24 protein-coding genes are annotated in these 23199 nt (G+C 58.1%); 8 read left to right on the forward strand and 16 right to left on the reverse strand.

Annotated features, from left to right (window positions below; all coding sequences use genetic code 11):
* Positions 1 to 14: 14 nt before the first annotated feature.
* The 5 genes from MTP36_RS08825 to MTP36_RS08845 all read right to left on the reverse strand — a co-directional run bounded on the left by MTP36_RS08825 (position 15) and on the right by MTP36_RS08845 (position 5619).
* Positions 15 to 827 (reverse strand): hypothetical protein, encoded by an 813-nt coding sequence (locus tag MTP36_RS08825; RefSeq protein ID WP_055184484.1) that lies wholly within the window; start codon positions 825 to 827, stop codon positions 15 to 17.
* Between the two features lie 35 nt (positions 828 to 862).
* The gene (locus MTP36_RS08830) at positions 863 to 1534 is read right to left on the reverse strand and encodes a dTMP kinase (protein WP_249247897.1); all 672 of its coding nucleotides are present in this window, start codon (positions 1532 to 1534) and stop codon (positions 863 to 865) included.
* Positions 1531 to 2310 (reverse strand): FAD-dependent thymidylate synthase, encoded by a 780-nt coding sequence (thyX, locus tag MTP36_RS08835; protein WP_249247898.1) that lies wholly within the window; start codon positions 2308 to 2310, stop codon positions 1531 to 1533. The genes MTP36_RS08830 and thyX overlap by 4 nt, the downstream gene beginning before the upstream one ends.
* Positions 2311 to 2314: 4 nt before the next feature.
* Positions 2315 to 4993: an ATP-dependent helicase gene (locus MTP36_RS08840; RefSeq protein WP_249247911.1), complete on the reverse strand. Its 2679-nt coding sequence runs from the start codon at positions 4991 to 4993 to the stop codon at positions 2315 to 2317.
* Between the two features lie 83 nt (positions 4994 to 5076).
* Complete coding sequence (locus MTP36_RS08845) at positions 5077 to 5619, reverse strand: GNAT family N-acetyltransferase (RefSeq protein ID WP_249247919.1); 543 nt, start codon at positions 5617 to 5619, stop codon at positions 5077 to 5079.
* 175 nt (positions 5620 to 5794) lie between these two features.
* Here MTP36_RS08845 and MTP36_RS08850 point away from each other — a divergent pair, with 175 nt between their 5' ends.
* Genes MTP36_RS08850 through MTP36_RS08860 form a run of 3 tightly spaced genes read left to right on the forward strand, consistent with a single transcriptional unit; the run spans position 5795 to position 7948 of the window.
* On the forward strand, positions 5795 to 6550 hold the full coding sequence (locus MTP36_RS08850; RefSeq protein ID WP_249247922.1) for a GntR family transcriptional regulator: 756 nt from the start codon (positions 5795 to 5797) through the stop codon (positions 6548 to 6550).
* A 17-nt stretch (positions 6551 to 6567) separates the two neighbouring features.
* Positions 6568 to 7509: an aspartate carbamoyltransferase gene (gene pyrB, locus MTP36_RS08855; RefSeq protein WP_055184493.1), complete on the forward strand. Its 942-nt coding sequence runs from the start codon at positions 6568 to 6570 to the stop codon at positions 7507 to 7509.
* A 1-nt stretch (position 7510) separates the two neighbouring features.
* Positions 7511 to 7948 carry an aspartate carbamoyltransferase regulatory subunit gene (locus MTP36_RS08860; protein ID WP_005926098.1) on the forward strand — a complete coding sequence of 146 codons (438 nt, stop codon included), beginning with the start codon at positions 7511 to 7513 and terminating at the stop codon, positions 7946 to 7948.
* 493 nt (positions 7949 to 8441) lie between these two features.
* Here the strand turns inward: MTP36_RS08860 and MTP36_RS08865 are convergent, their stop codons facing one another.
* From MTP36_RS08865 to MTP36_RS08905, 9 genes are all read right to left on the reverse strand, one after another.
* On the reverse strand, positions 8442 to 9734 hold the full coding sequence (locus MTP36_RS08865; RefSeq protein WP_249247930.1) for a sensor histidine kinase: 1293 nt from the start codon (positions 9732 to 9734) through the stop codon (positions 8442 to 8444).
* A complete protein-coding gene (locus MTP36_RS08870) occupies positions 9727 to 10449 on the reverse strand; it encodes a LytR/AlgR family response regulator transcription factor (protein WP_249247949.1) in 723 nt (240 codons plus the stop codon). Before MTP36_RS08870 ends, MTP36_RS08865 begins: the two co-directional genes overlap by 8 nt.
* Before the next feature lie 133 nt (positions 10450 to 10582).
* Positions 10583 to 11953, reverse strand: a complete 1371-nt coding sequence (locus tag MTP36_RS08875) for a sodium-dependent transporter (RefSeq protein ID WP_249247951.1) — start codon at positions 11951 to 11953, stop codon at positions 10583 to 10585.
* A 14-nt stretch (positions 11954 to 11967) separates the two neighbouring features.
* Positions 11968 to 12795 carry a pseudouridine synthase gene (locus MTP36_RS08880; protein WP_005926111.1) on the reverse strand — a complete coding sequence of 276 codons (828 nt, stop codon included), beginning with the start codon at positions 12793 to 12795 and terminating at the stop codon, positions 11968 to 11970.
* Positions 12796 to 12925: 130 nt separating this feature from the next.
* Positions 12926 to 13330, reverse strand: coding sequence for a GerW family sporulation protein (gene ytfJ, locus MTP36_RS08885; protein WP_097780192.1), 405 nt, complete (start codon positions 13328 to 13330; stop codon positions 12926 to 12928).
* A gap of 78 nt (positions 13331 to 13408) precedes the next feature.
* Positions 13409 to 14137: a DUF2953 domain-containing protein gene (locus tag MTP36_RS08890; RefSeq protein ID WP_249247961.1), complete on the reverse strand. Its 729-nt coding sequence runs from the start codon at positions 14135 to 14137 to the stop codon at positions 13409 to 13411.
* 3 nt (positions 14138 to 14140) lie between these two features.
* Positions 14141 to 14686, reverse strand: a complete 546-nt coding sequence (scpB, locus tag MTP36_RS08895; protein WP_055184504.1) for an SMC-Scp complex subunit ScpB — start codon at positions 14684 to 14686, stop codon at positions 14141 to 14143.
* The gene (locus tag MTP36_RS08900) at positions 14683 to 15405 is read right to left on the reverse strand and encodes a segregation and condensation protein A (protein WP_249247970.1); all 723 of its coding nucleotides are present in this window, start codon (positions 15403 to 15405) and stop codon (positions 14683 to 14685) included. Before MTP36_RS08900 ends, scpB begins: the two co-directional genes overlap by 4 nt.
* Positions 15406 to 16074: a site-2 protease family protein gene (locus MTP36_RS08905; RefSeq protein ID WP_055184509.1), complete on the reverse strand. Its 669-nt coding sequence runs from the start codon at positions 16072 to 16074 to the stop codon at positions 15406 to 15408.
* 193 nt (positions 16075 to 16267) lie between these two features.
* On the opposite strand from MTP36_RS08905, the gene rpmB reads away from it, so the two are divergent.
* From rpmB to MTP36_RS08930, 5 genes are all read left to right on the forward strand, one after another.
* Positions 16268 to 16456, forward strand: a complete 189-nt coding sequence (rpmB, locus tag MTP36_RS08910; RefSeq protein WP_080545321.1) for a 50S ribosomal protein L28 — start codon at positions 16268 to 16270, stop codon at positions 16454 to 16456.
* A gap of 69 nt (positions 16457 to 16525) precedes the next feature.
* Positions 16526 to 16702, forward strand: coding sequence for a DUF4250 domain-containing protein (locus MTP36_RS08915; RefSeq protein WP_015538456.1), 177 nt, complete (start codon positions 16526 to 16528; stop codon positions 16700 to 16702).
* Between the two features lie 79 nt (positions 16703 to 16781).
* Positions 16782 to 17540, forward strand: a complete 759-nt coding sequence (locus MTP36_RS08920) for an esterase family protein (RefSeq protein WP_249247978.1) — start codon at positions 16782 to 16784, stop codon at positions 17538 to 17540.
* Positions 17541 to 17805: 265 nt separating this feature from the next.
* Positions 17806 to 18168 (forward strand): metal-sensing transcriptional repressor, encoded by a 363-nt coding sequence (locus tag MTP36_RS08925; protein WP_249247984.1) that lies wholly within the window; start codon positions 17806 to 17808, stop codon positions 18166 to 18168.
* A 38-nt stretch (positions 18169 to 18206) separates the two neighbouring features.
* Positions 18207 to 20762, forward strand: a complete 2556-nt coding sequence (locus tag MTP36_RS08930; RefSeq protein ID WP_249247994.1) for a heavy metal translocating P-type ATPase — start codon at positions 18207 to 18209, stop codon at positions 20760 to 20762.
* A 219-nt stretch (positions 20763 to 20981) separates the two neighbouring features.
* Here MTP36_RS08930 and MTP36_RS08935 read toward each other — a convergent pair whose 3' ends face one another.
* The gene (locus MTP36_RS08935; protein WP_249239983.1) at positions 20982 to 21533 is read right to left on the reverse strand and encodes a ferritin family protein; all 552 of its coding nucleotides are present in this window, start codon (positions 21531 to 21533) and stop codon (positions 20982 to 20984) included.
* A 263-nt stretch (positions 21534 to 21796) separates the two neighbouring features.
* Complete coding sequence (locus MTP36_RS08940) at positions 21797 to 23158, reverse strand: uracil-xanthine permease family protein (RefSeq protein ID WP_055184518.1); 1362 nt, start codon at positions 23156 to 23158, stop codon at positions 21797 to 21799.
* Positions 23159 to 23199 lie beyond the last annotated feature (41 nt).

A 23199-nucleotide genomic window follows, 5' to 3' on the forward strand; every position in this document is an offset into this window, starting at 1 on the left:
GCACCTTCCTTTTTTCAGTTTTCCAGCATCAGACGCAGATAGCTTTCGCTTATGTCAAAAGGCTCTGCGTCAAAGCGGATCATGCCGTATTCCTGCCGGGTGCCCTCGCCCAGAAACAACGGCTGGGCAGCACCTACCGTGATGACTGCCTTTTCCACGATGACTTCCTTCTCGCGGGCGGCTTCCATCAGGATCTCGGCGGCACGGTCGCTGTCGGCCATCATCTCCACAAAATACAGAGTATCCTCCTTGCGGAAGTAGATGCCGTAGCCATGTTCGTTGGACACGATGGTAGCGCCCCGGGCGTACAGCTCCTGCAACACCACCGCCATGCGTTCCGGGCTCAGCTGCACGGTATCCTTCCAGAACTGTTCCCGCAGCTCGCACAGCTTTTTGGCCGTCACCGTGTCAAATTCTGCCTGGCTCCACAGGTTGCGGCTCACCTCACGAGGCAGGCAACGCAGGGCAAAAGCCTTTGCAAAGCCTTTATCCTGCAGCAGAGCGGCCTGTGCCGCATCTGCCGGGACTGCCACGGTAAAGCCTGCGCCCCGCAGCTTTTGCTGGGCACATAGGGTATCCAGCAGACCTGCCAGCAGCAGACTGCCCTCACCGCACAGGCACAGGTAATTGCCCGTGCGCCCCTGCAGGGTGACCGGCACAGCCAGCGCAGCCGCCACGATGGCGTCGTTTTCATCGGCTACATAAATGTTCTGCACACCGGCAAAGCGTTCCAGTACCATTTTTGCAAAATCTTCGGTATCATGATGCTGGCTCTGCCACAAAGCCAGCACTGCCGCCTCATCGGACGGCTGCATCAGACGATACATCGTTCAGGATGCCCCCTCTTATCATATTTTATCATTCAGTCCAGCGTTTTCCGGGCAAGCTGCTGCACCTCTTGCTGGATCTCTTCAATGCTCCGCATGACGTCCCCGCTGGTGCAGTGCACGGTGTCCCAGCCCAGATGCCGGGCGCAGAACTCGGCAGCGGCGCGGCTGCGCGCCAGATAGGCGGTATCCTTTTCGTGCACGTCCTTTTTGCTCTCGTCGCCGTGGTAGCGCAGGGTCATCAGCCGCTGGCTGACCGCCGGGTCTACCTGTAAATAGATGACCCTGTCCGGTGCGGGAAGTCCCAGCAGACGGAACTCGTAATCAAACAGCCAGCGCAGATATTCTTCCCACTGCTCCTGCGGCAGCTTCGAGCACTGGTGCACCGCGTTGGAGGTGGTGTACCGGTCGGCGATAATCACACCGCCCTGCTCGTAAAAGCTGCCCCAGCTGGTTTTATAGCTGGCATAGCGGTCCACCGCGTAAAAGCTGGAAGCCGCATAGGCGTTTACATCGTCCGGGTGCTGGCCGAACTGCCCCGCCAGATACATCTTGACCAGTGCGCTGGAATCGCTGGCATAATCCGGGAAGGTGATCTTCTGCACCGGCACGCCCTGCGCGGCAAGATGCTCTGCCAAGAGCTTTGCCTGTGTGGCTTTGCCGCTGCCGTCCAGCCCTTCCAGCACGATGAGTTTTCCCTTGCTCATACGACGGCACCTTCTTTAATGGCAGCATATTTTGCGCGCACCTCAGCGGTCTTACCGCAGCACATCTTGCCCTCCGGGCAGGCGCCGCACAGGCAGGCAGGGCCGGCCTTGGCAAAGATATGGGGTGCCACCGGGTAAACCAGCGTAAACATCTTTTCAGCCAGTTCCCGGATCTCCCACTGGGCGCGGTTGCAGCAGCGCAGCTGGAAGAAGTTCATCAGGCTGCGGGCGTTCATAGTGACCACCATTTTGGTCTCGCAAGCGTTGGGCAGCACAAAGCGGGCATCCTCGTTGGCCTGCTTGGAAGCCTTGGCGCGCGCCTGCTTTTCCGGCATTCCCTCGGCCATCAGGCGGGCGGTGTGCCCCTCCTCCAGCTTGTGGGCAAGGTCGAGATAACGCTGGGCGTCCTCCTCCATACTGGCCAGGAAAGCGGCCTTTGCTTCCGGGATGGCCTCGATCTCCGGGGGCGTCACATAGCGGAAATCGTCCAGACGCACATAGCGCTGGCTCTGCACGCTGAAGGACGCGATGCGGTGCCGGGTGATCTGGGCAAGCAGAGTGCGGCTGACTCCCTCGATGCCAAAGGTAAAGCTGGCGTGCTCGATGGGGCTGGCATGGCCAAGGTCACTGAGCATGGTCAGGAATTTTGCAGTTTTTTCCTCGTCCAGCCCATCCAGAAGGTCGGTGATGTGGGCATCGGAGTAGCAGAGCTTTGCAGCAGCAGCCACCACCTTTTCCGGTTCCGGGGTGTGGGCGATCAAACGAACAGTCATCATAGGGTCATTCTTCCTCCATAATCTTGGTCAGGGGCGCAAAATTGGCCATCGTTTTCTTGATGCCCACTTTTTCAAAGTTGATCTCTACGATCTGATCCCCGGCAGCGGGCTTTACCTTCAGCACTGTGCCGCGGCCAAATACTTTGTGCTCCACGATGTCACCCGGTTCATAGTGCTTTGCACCAGAAGCTGCCGATTTTACGGCAGAATTTGCTGTAAAGGATGTTTGCTTTACAGCATTTTTTGCCGAATTTCCGTTGGAATATGCACTTCCAAAGCCACTGCTTCTTGTGGTCGGCTGGGTAGAGCTGTTGCCATAGTGACTGCCAAAACCGGAGGAAACGGTACTTCTTCCGCCGTAAGAGGAGCCAAAGCCACAGCTTTCACCGGCATTATATTCCCGGTTCAGGTAGCCGCTGCGGTTGCCCGAGCTGTAACCCGAGCCATAACCGCCGCCGTAGCTGCTGCGGCTGTAACCGGAGGGGCCGGAGTAGCCGGATGCCCCGCCGGGCACGGTATCGCTGTAACTACTGCCCCAACCGCCCATGCGGGAACGCTGTTCCAGCACCGGGCTGCGGGTCTCCTCGATATATTCCGGCTCGATCTCCCGCAGAAAGCGGCTGGGCTCGTTGCGCTGGGTGCGGCCGTACAGCATCCGGGTGACGCTGTTGGAGATGTACAGCTCCTTTTTGGCGCGGGTGATACCGACGTAGGCAAGACGGCGCTCTTCTTCCAGATCTGCTTCGGAGTACTTGCTCATCTCGCTGGGGAAAACGCCCTCCTCCATGCCGATGAGGAACACATAAGGGAACTCCAAGCCCTTGGCAGAGTGGATGGTCATCAGCACCACCTGATCGCTGCTTTCGTTGTAGCTGTCGATATCACTGATGAGGGCGATATCCTCCAGATAGCCTTCCAGTGTGGCTTCCTCGCCGTGCTGGTCGCAGTAGTTTTTGACGTTGTTTACCAGCTGGCCAAGGTTCTGCAGACGGTCGGCGGCATCCTCGTGCCCCTTGGCGGCGTCTGCTTCCAGCATGGCCTTGTAGCCGGTCAGTTCAATGACATCGGAGGCGAACTCGTCCAGCGTGCGGGTGGCAAGGGAATCCTGCAGGCGCTGATAGATCTGCCAGAACTTGAGCAGCGGCATGACCGCGCGGGAGAGCTTGGCGTATTGGTCGGCATGGCTGATGACATCCAGCATACTGACCCCCTGCTGCCCGGCAAGGTCTGCAATGACGTCAACGGTGGTAGCACCGATCTTGCGGGCGGGCTCGTTGATGATGCGGCGCAGCCGCACATCGTCCCGGGGGTTGGCCACGATGGACATATAGGAGTGGATGTCCTTGACCTCCTTGCGGTCGTTGAAGCGCTGCCCGCCCACGATCTTATGCGGGATGCCCGCGCGGGTGAAGTAGCTTTCGATGGGAGCCGACTGGGCGTTCATGCGGTAGAGGATGGCATGGTCTGCCAGATGGCCGCCCGCCTTCAGGTGCTGGCCGATAACGTCCGCGATATGGCTGGCTTCATCCTGCTCATTCTCGGCGGTATACACCTGCACCTTATCGCCCTCACCGTTGTCCGTCCACAGGGTCTTGCCCTTGCGCTCGGTGTTGTGCTGGATGACGCAGTTGGCTGCGTTGAGGATGTTGGAGGTGGAGCGGTAGTTCTGCTCCAGACGGATGGTCTTGGTGCCGGGGTAGAGTTTTTCAAAGTTGAGGATATTTTCAATGGTAGCGCCGCGGAAGCGGTAGATGCTCTGGTCGTCATCGCCCACCACGCAGATATTGCGCTCCGGCCCGGTGAGCAGACTGACCAGACGGAACTGCGCCACGCTGGTGTCCTGATACTCGTCCACCAGCAGGTAGCGGTACTTGTTCTGGTAGAACTCCCGCACGTCCGGGTGGTCGGCCAGCAGCTGCACGGTCTGATAAATCAGATCGTCAAAATCGAACGCACCGGCCTCCTTCAGCTTTTTCTCGTAAGCCGCGTAGATGCGGGCGGTCTGGGTGCTCTTCACGTCTCTGGCGTGGTCTGCAAGCGCCTGTTCCGGGCTGACCAGCTGATCCTTCCAGCGGCTCATCTGGTTGATGGCGGCCTTGATGGGCAGGAATTTATCATCGATGCTCAGTTCTTTATATACCGTTTTCATCACGCGCTGGGCATCGTCTGTATCATAGATGGTAAAGCTGCGGGGGTAGCCGATCTCCTCCGCCCAGCGGCGCAGGATGCGCACACAGGCCGAGTGGAAGGTGGAGGCGAACACTTCGTCCCCTTCCTCGCCGCCCAGCATCCGGCGCAGGCGCTCCTTCAGCTCCCCTGCTGCCTTGTTGGTAAAGGTAATGGCCATCACGTTCCAGCTGCGCACCGCGTTGCGGCGCAGCATCCCGTCCAGCCAGCTGGGGGCATCGGTACCGGTCATGATGGCGGTGCGCAGGGCTTTGACGTCCTCCTCAGTCACCGGGCGGGGCGTTTCTTTAGAGCCGTGCGCCGAGCCGAACCGGATAAGGTTGGCGATACGGTTGACCAGCACGGTGGTCTTGCCGCTGCCGGCACCGGCAAGGATGAGCAGCGGGCCGTCTGTGGTAAACACGGCCTGCCGCTGCATATCGTTCAGGCGGCCGAATTGCTTTTCAATGTAAGTATCACGCAGGGTGCAGAATTCCTGCCCGAGAGATGCTGCCATGGTTTCACCTGTTTCCTTCGCTGTTATTCATACCGTATAGTATAACACATTTCAAAATAGTTGTACACCAAAACTGCATAGAGTTACAGCTGCTTTTCCAACAGATAGCGGTCGTAGCCGCCGTACATCTCCCGGCGGCAGCGGATGACAAAGCCGGAAGCCTGTGCGTTGCGCAGGCTGTAACTGTTATCCGGGCTGACGGTGGCACCCAGATGGGTGATCTGCGGCGGCAGCAGTGGCAGGGCCGCTTCCAGCATGGCGCGCTGCAGGCCGTTGCCCCGCCAGTCCGGGTGCACCACCGCGCTGTCCGCATTCGCCCAGTGCTGCCACTGCGCTTGCGGCACGCCCAGGAAAGCAGCGTAGTTCTCACTGCTCTGCCCGCACAGGCGCAGAATGAGGTACGCGCCCAGCCGCCCCTGCTGCCACGCGCCAATGCACACCCCGGTACGCAGATAATCCACGATATTTTCCAGCGTGTCCGGCACGAACTGCTCCGGGTGCGGCATGGCGGCGCGCACTTCGTTTTGCAGCGCGAACACCGCCGGTGCTTCGGCAGGAGTGCAGCGCCGCAGGGTAATGGCCTGCCGGGCGGGCTTGCCGCCTACTTTTTGCAGAAAATAGTCCATCTGTACTATGCCCTCCAAAATAAAATCGTACTTTTCAGCAGATTCCAGTATAAATGACGCTTTTCTAAATGTCAAATTATGCTATAATAGGAGAGAAGAGGCTGTGGAGGAATCCTCCCTGCCCGTTTGTATGAAGTTCGGGGCGGCTTGCCGCCCGGAAACGGAGGAACCATCCATGAAAGATCCCGCACTGGCATCGTCCAGCCGTCTGGGCGGCGCTGTGATCAGCGACCGTGTTGTTGCAAGCCTGCTGGAGGAGCTGTCCAACGGGCGCTATGCTCAAGCCGACCGTCTGCCCGCCGAGGTAGACCTTGCCACCGAGCTGGGGGTAAGCCGCACCGTGATCCGTGACGCGCTGAGCGAGATGGAGCGCGCCGGTTATGTGGAACGAGTGCGCGGCATTGGCACGGTAGTGAACCGCGCTGTGCTGGGGCTGCGCAGCCGCCTGGACCAGAAGCTGGAGTACTACCCGCTGATCCGCAGCTTTGGCAGCTACCCCCATGCAGACGGCATTCAGGTGATGCTTCTTCGTGCAGGTGAGGAGATGGCGCATGCGCTGGCGCTGGAAGTCGGTGACGAGGTGATCTGCATCAAAAAGCGTATCCTTGCCGATACGACCCCGGTGATCTACTCCATCGACTACCTGCCCCGCAGCCTGTTCGGCAACCGGGACTACACCCGTATCGACCTGACCGGCGACATCTTTGAAATTTTGGAGCAGGAGTGCCACCAGCAGATCTCTTCCAACGTGGCGCACCTGAAGGCCAGCTGCGGCGACGAAGCCATCCGTGCAGCCATGCGGCTTGCCCCGGGCGAGGCCATGCTGCTGCTGGACGAGGTATGTTTCAATCGTTTGTGCAGGCCGGTGATGCGCTCGCTGAGCTACTACACGAACTTTTTTGATTTTTCCATCTTACGCAAACTGCTTTAAACGGAGGTATCCTATCTATGCGTCATCTGATCGACCCTTTGGATCTTACCCAGCAGGAGATCACACAGCTGCTTGATCTTGCCGACCGTATCTGCGCCGACCCTGCTGCCTATCAGGAGGTTGCCAACCACAAAAAGCTGGCCACCTTGTTCTACGAGCCCTCCACCCGCACCCGCCTGTCCTTTGAGGCGGCTATGCTGAACTTAGGCGGTCATGTGCTTGGCTTCCCCAGCGAGAACGTGTCCAGCGCCACCAAGGGCGAGAGCGTGGCCGACACCATCCGGGTGGTGTCCTGCTATGCCGATATCGTTGCCATGCGCCACCCCAAGGAGGGCGCACCGCTGCGTGCCTCCCGCTACTCCCGCATTCCGGTGATCAACGCCGGTGACGGCGGCCACCAGCACCCCACCCAGACCCTGACCGACCTGATGACCATCCGCCGCCGCATGGGCAGGCTGGATGATCTGACCATTGGTCTGTGCGGTGATCTGAAGTTTGGCCGCACCGTCCACTCCCTGCTTAAGACCATGGCGCGCTGCAAGAACGTGCGCTTTGTGCTGATCAGCCCGGAGGAACTGCGGGTGCCGGATTATATCATCAACGACGTGCTGGAGGCCAACGGCATCCCCTACAAGGAGACCCGCAGTCTGGAGGAATCCATGCCGGAACTGGACATCCTGTATATGACCCGCGTGCAGAAGGAGCGCTTCTTCAACGAGGAGGACTACATCCGCCTGAAGAACAGCTATGTGCTGACCCGCGAAAAGATGGCGCAGGCCAAGCCCACCATGGCGGTGCTGCACCCCCTGCCCCGCGTGAACGAGATCGCGCTGGATGTGGACGATGACCCGCGCGCCGCCTATTTTGAACAGGTGCAGAACGGCGTTTACGTCCGCATGGCACTGATCATGACCCTGCTGGGGCTTGCAGACCCCAAAGCACCGAAGGAGGAGAACTGATATGTTGAATATTGACGAGATTCAGAACGGTATTGTTATCGACCACATCAAGGCAGGCACTGCCGTTGGCCTGATGGATCTGCTGGGCATTGCGGGCAACCGCACTGCCAGCGTGGCGCTGATCCAGAACGCCCGCAGCAAAAAGACGGCCAGCGGCCGCAAGGACATCATCAAGGTAGAGGGCGATGCCTCCTGGCTGAACCTGGATGTGCTGGCTTATCTGGACCCGAACATCAGCGTGACCATTATTGAAAACGGCAAGGCTGTCCGCAAGGAGCAGCCCAAGCCCCCCAAGCGTCTGGTGAACATTGTGCGGTGCAAGAATCCCCGCTGCATCTCCAGCATTGAAGAGGAGTGCGACCAGATCTTTGAGCTGAGCTCCAACGGCAAGTACCGCTGCATCTACTGCGAGCAGGAATTGCAGGTAAAACCGGAATAAGTTTTTAAATTTTGAATATCGGAAAGCCCATGGGCGTTCCGATATTCCATTTTCATGATTCAAATATAAAAAGGGCTGCTATACTGGGCAAAACCCATGTAGAGCAGTCCTTTTTGCACAAAAGAAAACTGACGGGACTCTTTGCAGCGCACGATACCCCGGCTTGCTTACGCCATTCCCATACAGCAAGCAGAGCCGGAATTGCGACGCATCGAGTAACTTTATCGACTGCAACCCCCAAAAGGCCCGCCGCAGAAAGTCCCGTCAGCAGAGGTCTGCGCATCTCTGCGCAACCCAAAAGCAAAGGTAGACAGCCTGCTTACACGCACCGCAGACTGTTTTTCCATCCAGCAACAAAGCTCTTAAAAAGAGGGGTGTAACCCTCCCACCGCAACGTGACCATGTCCGCACGGAAGGCTTCCTTTACTTGCTTTAGTATAGCAGAGTTACGCTTGTGTTGCACACAAACTGTCATATTCTGACGGTGCAGATGTCATGAATTGTCGGTGGGCACCGCACAGGTAAAGCGGAACCAATTGTCCCGGCAGCTCAGGGTATACTCCGCACCATGGCGCAGCAGAACGTCCCGCACGTTGGAAAGCCCCATGCCGTGGCCGGGCTCCTTGCGGGTGGTGCGGGGCAACTGCCCATCCGGCGGCAGCTCCACATCCCGCTGCACCCGGTTGCGCACCGAGAGAAGGTATTCCTCCCCCGTTTTGCGCACCCGCACATAGACCTCCGGTGGGTACGCCTGCGCTGCGGCACAGATGGCGTTATCCAGCAGATTTGCCAGCACGGTGACCATATCCACCCCGCTTAAGGGAAAATTCCGCAAATCACAAAGGTCAAAATACACGCTTACGCCCTGCCGGGCGGCTTCCTCGTATTTGCGGGTCAGGATGGAATCCAGCAGCGGGTTGTGGGTATCCATAATGGTGGTGCTGGCTGCCACAGCCTTATCTACACCGGCAATATAGTTCTGTGCACCAGCCACATCTCCCTGTTCCAGCAAGGCACGCAGCGCACTGATGTGGTTGGTGAACTCATGGGTCAGACGGCGCTGGGCGGTGTAGGAATCCAGCAGAGCCGAGGCCCGCTGCTGCTCCAGCTCGGCCTGAAAATGCAGGCTGCGCCGCTGCATGACCTGATCATTGAACATCGCCACGATACACAGATGCACCATGACAGCCACCGTAAGCCCCACTGTCATCCCCATTGTGGCCATGGTGGCCCTTTTGTTGTTATCTGTGAGCATGAGCAGGATGTTCAGCACCACGACCACACCCGGAAAAAAGCTCATGGTCAGCGCCTGCAAAGGCTCCAGCGCATTGTATCTGCGCCACTTGCCCACAAAGAACGATACCCCGGTGCTGACTACCAGATTTGCGAATGACATTATGATCAGACAATCTGCGCGCTGGATGACCTGCTGTAGCTCACATTTCAGCACCCACGATATGACATACCGCACACTGTTTTCAACCAACAGGCACATGGTGCCGTTGATCAGACAGGCGGTAAATTTCTGCCCCGGCGTGCCACCAAACAGCATAACTGTGATGAACAGAAAAAGAAGCGTGTAAACCACTGCCATCGGCGTAAAAAAGCCATGGTTGCGCACGACCGAGAGGGTCATTGTGAGCACGGTTATAATGCAGGACCACACCAGCGGGTGCTTTACCCTGCCCTTGCCAAGGTAAGCATATTCAACCATGATAAAGCCGAGCCATTGGGTCATGCAGACCCAGTGGCCGTACATATACCAGCGCCAGAATTCTTCATTCATCGCCGAACTGCCCCTTCCATTCCAGCCATGCACTGCGGATAGCCGGAAAATCCTGTCGGCTTGCGTTCAGTTCTACCCCGCTGCGCAGCTCCACCTTATAGTTGCGGATGGAACGCACATATTGCAGGTTGACCACATCGCTGCGCCCTACCTGCAAAAAACCGTTTTCGTACAGCATGGCGGGCAGATCAGCGATTTTGCCGTAAAAGGTGCAGATGGGCTGGTGCGGGATATCGCCGTAGACGTTGATCTGCCGCAGATCACTTTCCAGATAATAGATCTGGTCGAGAGGTATCTCGCTGGTGGTACGGTTGTGGCGCACCTCCAGCGTCTTTTTAGGGTCGGTCATGCCGGCAAAGATATCCTCCAGACAGCTGGGCAGCTGGGCGGCAATATCGCGCTTGAGTAGGTAACGGTAGGCGTTGACCGTGTAGCCCTGCGGGGCAAATTCCAGATAAGCCGAGATGTACACCAGCATGATATCCGGGGCGACCTGCCGCAATTGGCGCCCCAGCGCAATGCCGTCGGTCGTTTTCAGGTCTACATCCAGAAACGCCAGCTGGTAGTGCCCCAGCTCTGGGGTGGCCAGCAGCTGCTCGCCGCTGGTGCAGACAGTGCTCTGCACCTGAATTTCCCGGGCGCGGAACCATTCCGAGATGTATTCGTCCATCTGTGCAGCGAACGCCGCATCGTCGTCACAGATAAGAATGTGCATGGGCTGTTTCCTCCTTCTGAATACAAAAAAGCATATAGCAGTGTTCCCCGCCGGGAGAAGCACTGTATATGCTTTTATATTACACTTGTGCCGCCCGTTCGTCAATCAAAGGCGGAACGCACTTGTTAAAAAATCACGCAAGAAATTTGTCGTAAAGGCCAAACGCAAAGATGAACACCACGATGAGCGGCAGCACATAGGTCAGGTAGCCGCGCATCCAGTCCTGCACCTTAAGGCCCTTGCCGGTATTGACCTCTTTTTTGTAGTTCTGCCAGCCCCAGCCGTAGCGGGTAACACAGAACAGCAGATACACCAAGCTGCCCAACGGCAGAAAGAGGTTGCTGACCAGAAAATCCTCTACATCCAGCACAGCACCGCCGAATACCGCAAAGCCATCCCATGCCCACAGGTTATAGCCCAGCACGCAGGGCATGGACAGCAGGATGATGAGCACGAGGTTCACCAGACTGGACTTTTTGCGGCTGCATCCGGTCAGTTCCATGCCGCAGCAGATGATATTTTCAAACACTGCCAGCACGGTGGACGTGGCTGCAAAGGCCATAAACAAAAAGAACAGGCTGCCCCACAGCCGCCCCATGGACATATTGGCAAAGATGTTGGGCAGGGTGATAAAGATCAGGCTGGGGCCGCTGGTCTGGTCCACATGGTAGGTAAAACAAGCCGGGAAGATGATCAGACCGGCGGTAATAGCTACGAAGGTATCCAGCACCACGATGCGGACAGACTCGCCCAGCAGAGAGTGCTCCTTGCCGATATAGCTGCCAAAAATGGACATGGCTCCGATTCCAAGGCTCAGGGTGAAGAAGGCCTGATTCATAGCGGAGACCAGTGTGTTGACCACGCCCACCTCCTGCATCCGGGCAAAATCCGGCACAAGAAAGAAGGAAAGGCCTTCCTTTGCCCCGGGCATGAACAGGCTGTTGACGGCAAGCACCACCATAATGAGGAGCAGGGCGATCATCATGCCCTTGGTCACACGCTCCAGACCGCTTTGCAGACCCTTGGCGCACACCAGAATGCTCACTACCACCACAAATACCATCCAGAAGGTCATGGTGGCGGGGCTGGCCAGCATTTCGGTAAACTTACCAGCTACCTGCTCGGCGTTGAGCCCCGCCAGCTTACCGGTGGCAGTCATGTAGAAATAGTGCAGCATCCAGCCCGCCACGGTGGTGTAGAACATCATCAGCAAATAGCAGCCGATGAGGGTAAAGTAGCCGTGGATGTGCCACTTCTGCCCCGGCTTTTCCAGTGCCTGATACGCCCGCACCGGGCTTTTGCGGGAGGCGCGTCCCACGGCAAACTCCATGGTCATGATGGGCAGACCCAGAATGACCAGAAAAATCAGGTAGAACAGCACAAAGGCACCACCGCCGCCCTGCCCGGCAATATACGGGAACTTCCACACGTTGCCGATGCCGATGGCGCAGCCCGCAGAAAGCAGAATAAAGCCCAGACGGGATTTCAGAGTTTCTCGTTCCATGATTTGGTAACTCCTTACTTCTGCTTCCGGGGTGCGTTTTTGCCCACAGGGCCGCGGGGACGGCGCTCGGCAGCCTTGGACTGCTGGGCAGCAGAGCGGGTCTGTGCACGACCCTTGACCGCTGCGGCGCGCAGACCGTTCACCTCGGCCTTAGTCAGTTCGCGGTAGGTGCCGGGCTTGAGCATGCCCAGCTTTACCACGCCCTCGGCGTTGCGCTTCAGGCGCACCACCTCAAGACCCACGCTCTCGCACATCCGACGGATCTCGCGGTTCTTGCCCTCTTTCAGGGTCATTTCCATCACGGTGCGGCCGGGCTCATCGGTGACCACGTTGATGGCGCAGGGCATGGTCTTAGTGCCGTCGTCCAGCACGACGCCGCTGCTCAGCTTGAGGATGGTGGCTTCATCGGCGCGGGGCTGCACGGTAACGCGGTACAGCTTGGAGATGCCGCCGGATGGATGGGTAACGGCCTGTGCAAAGGCACCGTCGTTGGTCATCAGCAGCAGACCCTCGCTGTCCTTATCCAGACGCCCCACCGGGTACAGGCGGGCGGGGATGTCGCTGACCAAGTCCATCACGGTCTTGCGGCCTAACTCGTCGCTAGCGGTGGTTACATAGCCACGGGGCTTGTACAGCGCCAGATAATACAGCTGCTGGTTCTTCTGGATGTAGATGCGCTCGTCATCCACATGGAGCACGTCACGGTTGGGGTCCATCTTGTCGCCCACCTTGACCGGGTGGCCGTTCACCTTGACGCGGCCCTCGGCAATGATCTGCTCGGCGGCGCGGCGGGAGCACAGACCCTGCTCGGCCATGATCTTCTGAATACGTTCTTCTGCCATAATATTACTCCTTGTGCGCCTCACGGCGCTCAAAACGCGCACCGCTCCCCTGCTTTTGCGGGGCACGGTGCGCGGCTATATAAACCGCAGGCCAAAAGGTCTGCGGCTGCGGTTAGGTTGCTATAAAGGGTTACTCTGCCTTGGGCTCCTCTGCGGGTGCCTTATCGTCCTTTTTGACCAGAGCGGTGAGCTTTTCCACCAGCTCGGGCAGCATGGTCAGGGCGCGGTCGATACTGTTGGAACTATCCGACAGCTGGATGGTGCGCACGCAGCCATCCTTGATGACCAGAAATGCCACCGGCTGGATGTTGACACCGGCACCGGAGCCGCCGCCGAACAGATCCTTGTTGGCAGCGTTCTTGCCGTTAAAATCGGTACCGCCGGAAGCGAAGCCGAAGCTCACCTTGGACACCGGCAGAATGGTGATGCCGTCCTCGGTGGTGATGGGCTTGCCGATGATGGTGTTGGAGTCCACCATCTGGTGAATCTTTTCCATTGTAACGTTCATCAGGCCCTGAATAGGATGCTCTGCCATAAAACAACTCTCCTTTATTCATCCGTGCAGACGTTCGCCCGCCGGAAAGCATTCTGATATAGATTTAGTGTATCATCTTCAAATAAAAATGTCCAATACTTTTTTGCGCCAGAACTCGTACAGCACCCGCACGGCAGCAATCACGATGAACAGCGCCTGTGCGCTGACCCGGAAGGATACCCTATCCTGTACGGTAGGCTGGGCGCTGCCGAAGTCCGGCAGAACGCGCAGCTTGTCAAATTCCAGAAAGAAAAAGCGATCCAGCACGCCAAGGGTCGGGTACAGCCACGCTTGCAGCTTGCCATAGCTGCGGGCAGCTGCGGCGGTGTCGTCCCCGCGCACGCCAAGGCAGACCGAGATCTTTGTAAAGCGGAGCGCGCCAAACACCGCCCGCAGCAGCGCACCCACGCCTCGCAGCATGGTGCAGACCACATCCAGCGTGATCTTTGCCTTTTGGCGGGGCGGCTTTTCAGCCTTGGGCTTTGCGGGCTGCACAGCTTTTTTTTCAGCCTTTTTGCGCTTACGCTCCGCACGCCATGCGCGGAATTTTGCTTTCAGTCTGCCGGTAAAGCCCTTGGGCTTCTCCGGCTGGGCGGGAGGTTCCGAATTTGGGTATTGGAACACCGGAAAAGTGATGCCCAGTGCCCCGGCTTTTACGGTGAGCGTATCGTTTTGCCAGCAGACATCCGCGCAGAAAGGGCACAGCAGCAACAGCGCCGCCAGCACCAGAATGATCAGCAGCAGGATGCCCACCACCTTGAGAATGAACAGCAGACAAGCGCCCACTGCGGAAAGAACCATGCCCATGGGTCAGCCCTCACTTTCGGTCGGATCATCTGCCGGTGCATCGCTGTGCACCGGCGGCAGGTCTGCCAGACTGGACAGACCGAACACACGCAAAAAGGTATCGGTGGTGCGGAAGCTGACCGGACGACCCGGCAGGTCCAGACGACCGGCTTCCTCGATCAGACCTTTTTCCAGCAGGCCGGACACGCTGGAGGAGGAGTCCACGCCGCGCACCTGCTCGATAAAGGCGCGGGACACCGGCTGGTTGTAGGCGATGACGGTCAAGGTCTCCATGGCCGCAGGGCCAAGCGGCACAGCGCGGCGGCTGTCCAGCACGCGGCGCACACAGTCCGCCCACTGGGTCTTGGTGGCAAGTTGCCACCTGGTATTGAGATGCAGTAGGCAAAGACCGCTGTCCTCCCGCTGGTAGCGGGTGTGCAAGGCTTCCAGCGCGGTCTCTACGGTAGACTGCGGCAGCTGCACCGCCTGTGCCAGCTTATCGGCACCTATGGGGTCGCCGCAGGCAAAAAGCATTGCCTCCACGGCGGCAAGGGTTTGTTTCTGGTTCATGGGTTCTCCTTATTGCGTTCCGGGCGGGTGCGGCGCATGGTCAACACTCCCCTGTCGTCCAGCGCGATGCGTCCGCCGCGCACCAGTTCCAGCAGCGCCAGAAAGGTAGCTACGTTGGTGCTGCGGCTCTGGCTGTGGGAAAACAACTGCTCCATCTTTGCCACGGTACCGCCTAGCATCCGGCGTAGGATGTACACCACCCGGCTGGTAACCGACACCATAGGCGCAGTGACCAGCGGCTCAAACTGCTGCTGGGTGGGCACACGGCGGGTCTTGGTGCGTCCCGCCAGCGCCTGCCAGTAGTCCGCAAGCATCTGCGGGGCATGGTGCAGCGCGTAGGTGTTGTCCAGCTCCATCTCCATAGGACGGCGCACGAACACCGGGGCGGCTTCTCCTTTTGCGCGCAGCAAAGCCGCCATGCGGCGGCACTGGTCGTACTCGATCAGCTGACCGGTAAGTTCCTGCTTCATGCGCTCACCCTCTTCGCTGCGGGGCAGCAACAGAAAGCTTTTCATCTCCACCAGATGCGCCGCCATCTCAATGAAGGCGCTGGCAGTCTCGGGGTCGGGGTCGGCTTGCTCCACGGTGCGGGTGTACTGGTCGATGAGCTGCAAAATGGGGATATTATGCAAGTCCATTTTATGTTTGGCCACCAGCGCCAGCAATAATTCCAGCGGGCCGTCAAAATCTTCCAGATGGAAGGTCAATTCCTCTGCCACTCAGATCACCGCCCCAAGGCTGCTTGCATAAACGGCGTAGGCGATCTTATCAATATACCCGGTGCCTGCGCCCAAAAGCGACCACACCACGTTATTCAGGTAGTACAGCGGCACATCCAGAAAGCCGCCCCACACCGCTGCCAGCATGACGATCATAATATATTTTTCGTACCGCATCAGACCAAAGTAGATGCGCTGCGGCAGCACCACCAGCAGAATGCGGCTGCCGTCCAGCGGCGGCACGGGAATGAGGTTGAACACCGCAAGGCTCACGTTCATCAGCACCAGATACCGCAAAAACATAGCAATATAAATGGTGGCGTTATTGACCGGTGCCCAGTAGTACAGCACCTTCCACGCCACCATGCCAAGGTAGGCCAGCAAAAGGTTTGCCACAGGGCCGGCCAGCGCTGTAAGTGCCATGCCCCATTTGGGGTTTTTGAAGTTGCGGGGGTTGGTGGACACAGGCTTTGCCCAGCCCACGCCCGCAAACACCATGCACAGCGTGCCAAGCAGGTCAAAGTGGGCAAAGGGGTTCAGCGAAAGACGCCCCTCGCGTTTGGCGGTGGCATCGCCCAGCAGCCATGCTGCCAGCGCATGGCCAGCCTCATGGAACGGAATGGCCACCAGCGCCACCAGTGCGCGGATGATAATTGCCTGTGCGGTCATGTAAATCTCCTGTCAAAATGAATTTCTTCCTTTATAATACTATTTTTTTGTGCCCTGCACAAGCCCCACAGCATCGGGAATGCAAAAAGCTGCAAGAAATTTAAAAAAAGACTTGCTTTTTCTTTGTATCTCTGGTAAAATAGTCAAGCTGATTATTTTGATTCCATACTTCACTGTAGGAGGTGCAATTACCATGGCTAAGTGTGAATGCTGCGGCAAGGGTGTTACCTTTGGTATTAAGGTTTCTCACTCTCATCGCCGTTCCAACCGTACCTGGAAGCCGAATGTCCGTCGTGTCAAGGCGGTCGTGGAGGGCTCTCCCAAGTATGTCTACGCATGCTCCCGTTGCCTGCGCGCTGGCAAAGTTACCCGCGCTGTCTAATTTGGTGTATGTGGCCGGTCACTTTGTCGAGTGGCCGGCTTTTTTATTTGCCGCAAGGAGAGGAATAAAATGTCTTTGCCTGTTGATCCCATCATGCTGCTGAGCGTGGTGAACCTGAAACTGCGGGATCAGTATAAGGATCTCGATGCGCTGTGCGAAGATCTGGAGGCCGACAAGGCCGGTCTGTGCGCAAAGCTGCACGCCGTGGGCTACGATTACGACCCGCAGCGCAACCAGTTTGTCTGATTATAGCTTCCAAATCCGGCACCGGTGCGCAGCGACTGTGCCCGGGCCGGTGAATGATAAAATAAGGAGTGCTTGATTTATGATCCAGGGTACCTATTACAAAGAGTGGAGCACGGTTCTGGGCCGTGAGATGGAGTTTAAGGTGTACGGCCATGCTGGTGTGCCGGTGCTGGCGCTGCCCGCCCGCGGCGGCCGTTTTTACGACTGGGAGAACAACGGAATGCCCGACGCCATTGCCCAGCTGCTGAACGAGGGCAAGGTGCAGCTGTTCTGCGCAGATGCCGTGGACGGCGAGGGCCTTTTGAACGGTGATCTGCCCCAGCGCCGCCGCGCCGAGCTGCAGGAGAAATATTTCGTCTACCTGACCGCTGAGCTGGCTCCCCGCATTCTGACCCTGAACAACGCCAAAAAGGGCACCCGGATCTGGACTGCCGGAGTGGACTTGGGCGCTTACCACGCCGTCCACTGCCGCCTGCGTCGTCCCACCCTGTTTGCCGGTGCTGTGGGCATGGGCGGCATCTACGACCTGACCCGCTTCTGGGGCACCGACAGTGATGACATGGTGCTGCGCTGCTCTCCCCTTGCCTATCTGCAGGAGAACGGCATTGCCAACAAGCTGGCATTGACCAGGGCAGAAGAGAACTGCCTGATCCTCTGTGCCGGTCAAGGTGCCTACGAGGGCGATGCACTGGATGACACACAGGCATTGGCTGATCTGCTGAAGGATCAGGGTATGCCCGCACATCTGGAGATCTGGGGCGGTGACGTCTCCCACGACTGGTACTGGTGGGGCAAGATGTGGAGCCTGTTTGCACCGCGCATTCTGGAAGTAAAGTAAGAATTTTTAACGAGGGAAAGCCTGCGGGGCTTCCCTCGTTTTCTTATATGCAGCGGTAATGGCCTCCGCGTACGCTCTGGCCATGTTCAGAGGTATTTTACTTTTAAATTTATGATTCAGAAGCACCTGCGGCGTTTCTGAACCATTTTTTGTTTGCAGCACCATTTATTCTTGATTTCCTACTTGAATTGTCGGATATTATGTGCTATACTGCTGTTGCAAGGAAATATACCCCATGGGGGTTTATGAAAGGAGTGTTTCCCGTATGGAAGAGAGCAAAAGGCAATGTTGCTGCTGTAACGATGCGCCAAAGGCGGACACTACGGCAGATGCTGCTGTCCCCTGCTGCTGCCGCCACAAGGAGCGCAGCCAAGAGGAATACAAAGCCCTGCTCAACCGGCTGAACCGCATTGAAGGGCAGGTGCGGGGCATCCGCGGAATGCTGGAAAAGGACGCCTACTGCGTGGACATTCTGGTACAGGTGGCTGCAGCCAATGCGGCGCTGAACAGCTTTTCCCGGGAATTGCTGGCACAGCATATCGGCAGCTGTGTGGCGGACGACCTGCGTGCCGGCAGCAACGAAAAGCTGGAAGAACTGCTCCGGCTGCTGCCCAAGCTGATGAAATGACCGCCCGCCGGGCAGACTGACCACAAGGAGAAAAAGCAATGGAACAATTCAATGTTACCGGCATGAGCTGCGCGGCCTGCTCTGCCCGGGTAGAAAAGGCCGTAAAGAGTGTGCCGGGCGTCACCGGCTGTTCGGTAAACCTGCTGACAAACTCCATGGGCGTGGAGGGCACCGCTGAGGATGCCGCCATTATCCGCGCCGTGGAGCAGGCCGGTTACGGCGCAAGCCCCAAAAAAGCCGCAGCAGCAGCCAGCACCAGCGCAGAGCTGGATGCGCTTGCAGACCACGAAACGCCCAAGCTGAAACGGCGGTTCATCGCCTCGCTGGGCTTTTTGCTGGTGCTGATGTACTTTTCCATGGGGCACATGATGTGGGGCTGGCCGCTGCCCCGCTGGTTCGACGGCAACCACATTGCCATGGGGCTGGTACAGCTGCTGCTGGCGGGCATCGTGATGGTGATCAACCAGAAATTTTTCATCAACGGCTTCAAAGGGCTAGTGCACCGCTCCCCTAACATGGATACGCTGGTGGCTATGGGCTCGATGGCAAGCTTTGTATGGAGCACCTACGCCCTGTTTGCCATGACCGATGCGCAGCTGCACGGCAACGAGGAACTGGTCATGCACTACATGATGGAGTTCTACTTTGAGTCCGCCGCCATGATTTTGACCCTCATCACGGTGGGTAAGATGCTGGAGGCACGTTCTAAAGGTAAGACCACCGATGCACTCAAGAGCCTGATGAAGCTTGCCCCCAAGACTGCCACCTTGCTGCGGGACGGCGCAGAGGTGACTGTGCCCATTGAGCAGGTGCAGAAGGAGGACATCTTTGTGGTGCGTCCGGGCGAGAACATCCCGGTGGACGGCATTGTGCTGGAGGGCAGCAGTGCCGTGAACGAGAGCGCCCTGACCGGCGAAAGTATCCCGGTGGACAAAGCCGCGGGCGATAAGGTAAGCGCCGCCACCACCAACCAGTCCGGCTATTTGCAGTGCCGCGCCACCCGCGTGGGCGAGGACACCACGCTGGCGCAGATCATCCGCATGGTCAGCGATGCCGCCGCCACCAAAGCCCCCATTGCAAAGATCGCAGATACCGTATCCGGCTTTTTCGTGCCTGCGGTCATCAGCATTGCGGTGGTCACCACCCTTGTCTGGCTGCTGCTGGGGCGGGATGTGGGCTACGCGCTGGCGCGGGGCATCTCGGTGCTGGTCATCAGCTGCCCCTGTGCGCTGGGTCTGGCAACGCCGGTGGCTATTATGGTGGGCAACGGCCTTGGTGCGAAGAACGGCATCCTGTTCAAGACCGCTGCGGCGCTGGAAGAAGCTGGTCGTACCCGCATCGTGGCGCTGGACAAGACCGGCACAATCACCTGCGGCGAGCCTACCGTCACCGACCTCCTGCCCGCTGCAGGCGTGACCGAGACCGAGCTGCTCACGCTGGCTGCCGCGCTGGAGGGCCACAGCGAGCACCCGCTGGCACGGGCAGTGCTGGCCTATGCGGAGGAAAAGCAGCTGGAGCTGCCCTCTGTTACCGATTTTACTGCCCTGCCGGGCAACGGCCTTACCGCCAAGCTGGAAGGCAAGGAGATCTTTGGCGGCAGCGCTGCCTTTACCAGCACAAAGGTCGCTATCCCTGCTGCGCTGCAAACGCAGGCTGCTGCACTGGCTGCTCAGGGTAAGACGCCCCTGTTCTTTGGCGGTGCAGGTCGTCTGCTGGGCGTTATCGCGGTAGCAGATACCATCAAGGAGGACAGCCCGCAGGCCATCCGGGAGCTGCGAAATATGGGTATCCGGGTCGTGATGCTGACCGGCGACAACCAGCGCACCGCCGAGGCCATTGGCCGACAGGCCGGGGTTGACGAGGTGATTGCGGGAGTGCTGCCGGAGGGCAAGGAGGCTGTTATCCGGCAGCTGCAAAAGTACGGCAAGGTTGCCATGGTAGGCGATGGCATCAACGATGCCCCTGCCCTGACCCGCGCTGACACCGGCATTGCCATCGGCGCAGGCACGGATGTGGCCATTGACGCTGCGGACGTCGTGCTGATGAACTCCAAGCTCTCGGACGTGCCCGCCGCCATCCGGCTGAGCCGCGCTTCCCTGCGCAACATCCACGAAAACCTGTTCTGGGCATTTATCTACAACATCATCGGCATCCCGCTGGCAGCCGGTGTATTCATTCCCTTGGGGCTGACGCTGAACCCCATGTTCGGCGCAGCTGCCATGAGCCTTTCCAGCTTCTGCGTGGTGAGCAACGCCTTGCGGCTGAACCTGTTTGATCTGCACAGCGCAAAACGTGACCACCCACCCAAACACGTCCCTGCCCTGCCCGCTGCCCTTGTGCAGCCCGCAGCGGAGGAAGATACAACTCAAAAGGAGGAGACCACAATGAAAAAGACCCTGACCGTAGAAGGCATGATGTGCCATCACTGTGAAGCCCGCGTCAAGAAGGCGCTGGAGGCTCTGCCGCAGGTGGACAAGGCTGTTGTCAGCCACGAAGCCGGTACCGCCATCGTTACCCTGAACGCCGAAGTAGACGATGAGGTGCTGAAGAAGGCCGTGGAAGCACAGGATTATCCTGTTACCGGCATTCAGTAAGGGTATCAGCACCACAAATGCAAAAAAGGCAGCTGCGCGTATTCTGCGCAGCTGCCTTTTTTGTAAGTAGGACGATTTTGAATGCGCCCACGTTCGGTTTGCACATCTTTAAGATTCCATTTTTACGAAAGAAGTCGTCACCATGATTGAAACACAAAAAGCCCGCTGCAAGGCGGAATGTCCTTGCAGCGGGCAGCATAGATAACCGGGAAACCCTTATCAGACTTCGGTGTTGAAGTAGCGCTTCAGCAGGCCCTCAAAGCCGCGGCCGTGACGGGCTTCGTCCTTTGCCATCTCGTGGACAGTGTCGTGGATGGCGTCCAGATTCAGAGCCTTAGCCTTCTTGGCCAGATCCATCTTACCGGCACAGGCACCGCACTCGGCCTCGGCACGCATCATCAGGTTCTTCTTGGTGCTGTCGGTCACGACCTCGCCCAGCAGCTCTGCAAAGCGGGATGCGTGGTCAGCTTCCTCGTAAGCATAACGCTTGTAGGCCTCGGCGATCTCGGGGTAGCCCTCACGCTCTGCCACGCGAGCCATAGCCAGATACATGCCGACCTCGCTGCACTCGCCCTCAAAGTTAGCGCGCAGACCATCAACGATCTCCTGCGGCACGCCCTCTGCCTTGCCGATGCCAACAACATGCTCGGTGACGTAGGTGTTGCCCTTCTTTTCCACAAAAGCGGAAGCGGGAGCCTTGCAAACGGGGCACTGAGCGGGGATCTCACCCTCAGCGATATAACCACAAACGGTGCAAACGTATTTCTTCATAAGAATTTACCTCCATTCGATCTGTTAAAAATGATACAGGACGGAAACCACCCGCCTGTTGCTTCTATGCTGGGCAGCTGCGCTGCCGGGTATAGAAAGAGCCATGGAAAGAAGTTTTGTGCTTTGTGCACTTCCCTTTCCATGGCTCTATTATAGCGAATAATTCCTAGTTAGTCAAGTATATTTTTAAGAATTATTCCTATTTATTAAAATCTGGCAGGATGCCCAAATTCCACTGCAGAAAACTGGGCGCATTACCGGAATCAGACCTGCAGGTTGCCGCTGGTAGCAGCATCGGTACCGGCAGTGGCGTCAAATTCGTAGTCATTGCCGGGCAGGATGGCGTTGAGCAGAATGCCTGCGATAGCAGCCACAGCCAGACCGGACAGGTTGATGGTGACGCTGCCAACGGTAAAGCCAACGCCGCCCACAGAGTTGAAGCCCAGTGCACACACCAGAATGACGGCGGCAACGATCAGGTTGCGGCTGTTGGTGAAGTCCACGCGGTTCTCCACCACGTTGCGCACGCCGATGGCAGAGATCATGCCGTACAGTACGAAGCTGATACCGCCGATGATGCCGGTGGGAATGGTGTTGATGACGGCCTCAAACTTGGGGCTGAAGCTCAGGATGATGGCCAGCACAGCTGCAATGCGGATGACCAGCGGGTCGTAGATCTTGCTCAGTGCCAGCACGCCGGTATTCTCGCCGTAGGTGGTGTTGGCGGGGCCGCCCAGCAGACCGGCCATGGTGGTAGCCAGACCATCGCCCATCAGGGTGCGGTTCAGGCCGGGGTCATTGATATAGTTGTGGCCAACGGTGGCGCTGATGGCGGCAATATCGCCAACGTGCTCCATCATGGTAGCCAGTGCGATGGGGATGATGGTGAACAGAGCGCTGATGAACTCCGGGCTGCCGTCAATGGCAAACAGACCCATAGCCTCCTTGTGCAGGGGGATGCCCAACCATGCAGCCTCGGAGATCTTCTGGAAGTCCACTGCGCCGGTGACCAGTGCCACAGCGTAGGAGACCAGCACGCCGATGAGGATGGGCAGGATCTTGACCATGCCCTTGCCCCAGATATTGCACACGATCACAGTGCCCAGTGCCACAAAGGCCAGCAGCCAGTTGGACTGGCAGTTGGTGATGGCAGAGGGAGCAAGGATCAGACCGATGGAGATAATGATGGGGCCGGTGACCACCGGCGGGAAGAACTTCATGATGCGGCGGATGCCAAAAGTGGAGATCAGCAGGCTGGCCACCAGATAGACCAGACCCGAGAATGCAACGGCAGCGCAGGCGTATGGCAGCATCTTGGTGTTGGCAACGGTCAGGTTGCCATTGGCATCAGCCAGCATGGGAGCCACGATGGAAAAGCCGCCCAGATACGCAAAGGAGGAGCCAAGGAATGCAGGCACCTTCTTTTTGGTGATAAGGTGGAACAGCAGCGTGCCCAGACCGGCACACAGCAGAGTGGTGGAAACGCTCAGGCCGGTGAGCAGCGGCACCAGAACCGTTGCACCGAACATGGCAAACATGTGCTGCACACCCAGAATGAACATCCGGCCGGTGCCCAGCTTTTTGGCGTCATATACGCCCTTGGAGTAATCGATCTTTTCGCTCATAGAAAACCTCCTGTACTGTTATTCCCAAAAAAAGAGGCATT

Origin of the sequence: Faecalibacterium sp. I4-1-79 (assembly GCF_023347235.1) — a bacterium.
In the GTDB taxonomy this organism is placed as follows: Bacteria; Bacillota; Clostridia; order Oscillospirales; family Ruminococcaceae; genus Faecalibacterium; species Faecalibacterium tardum.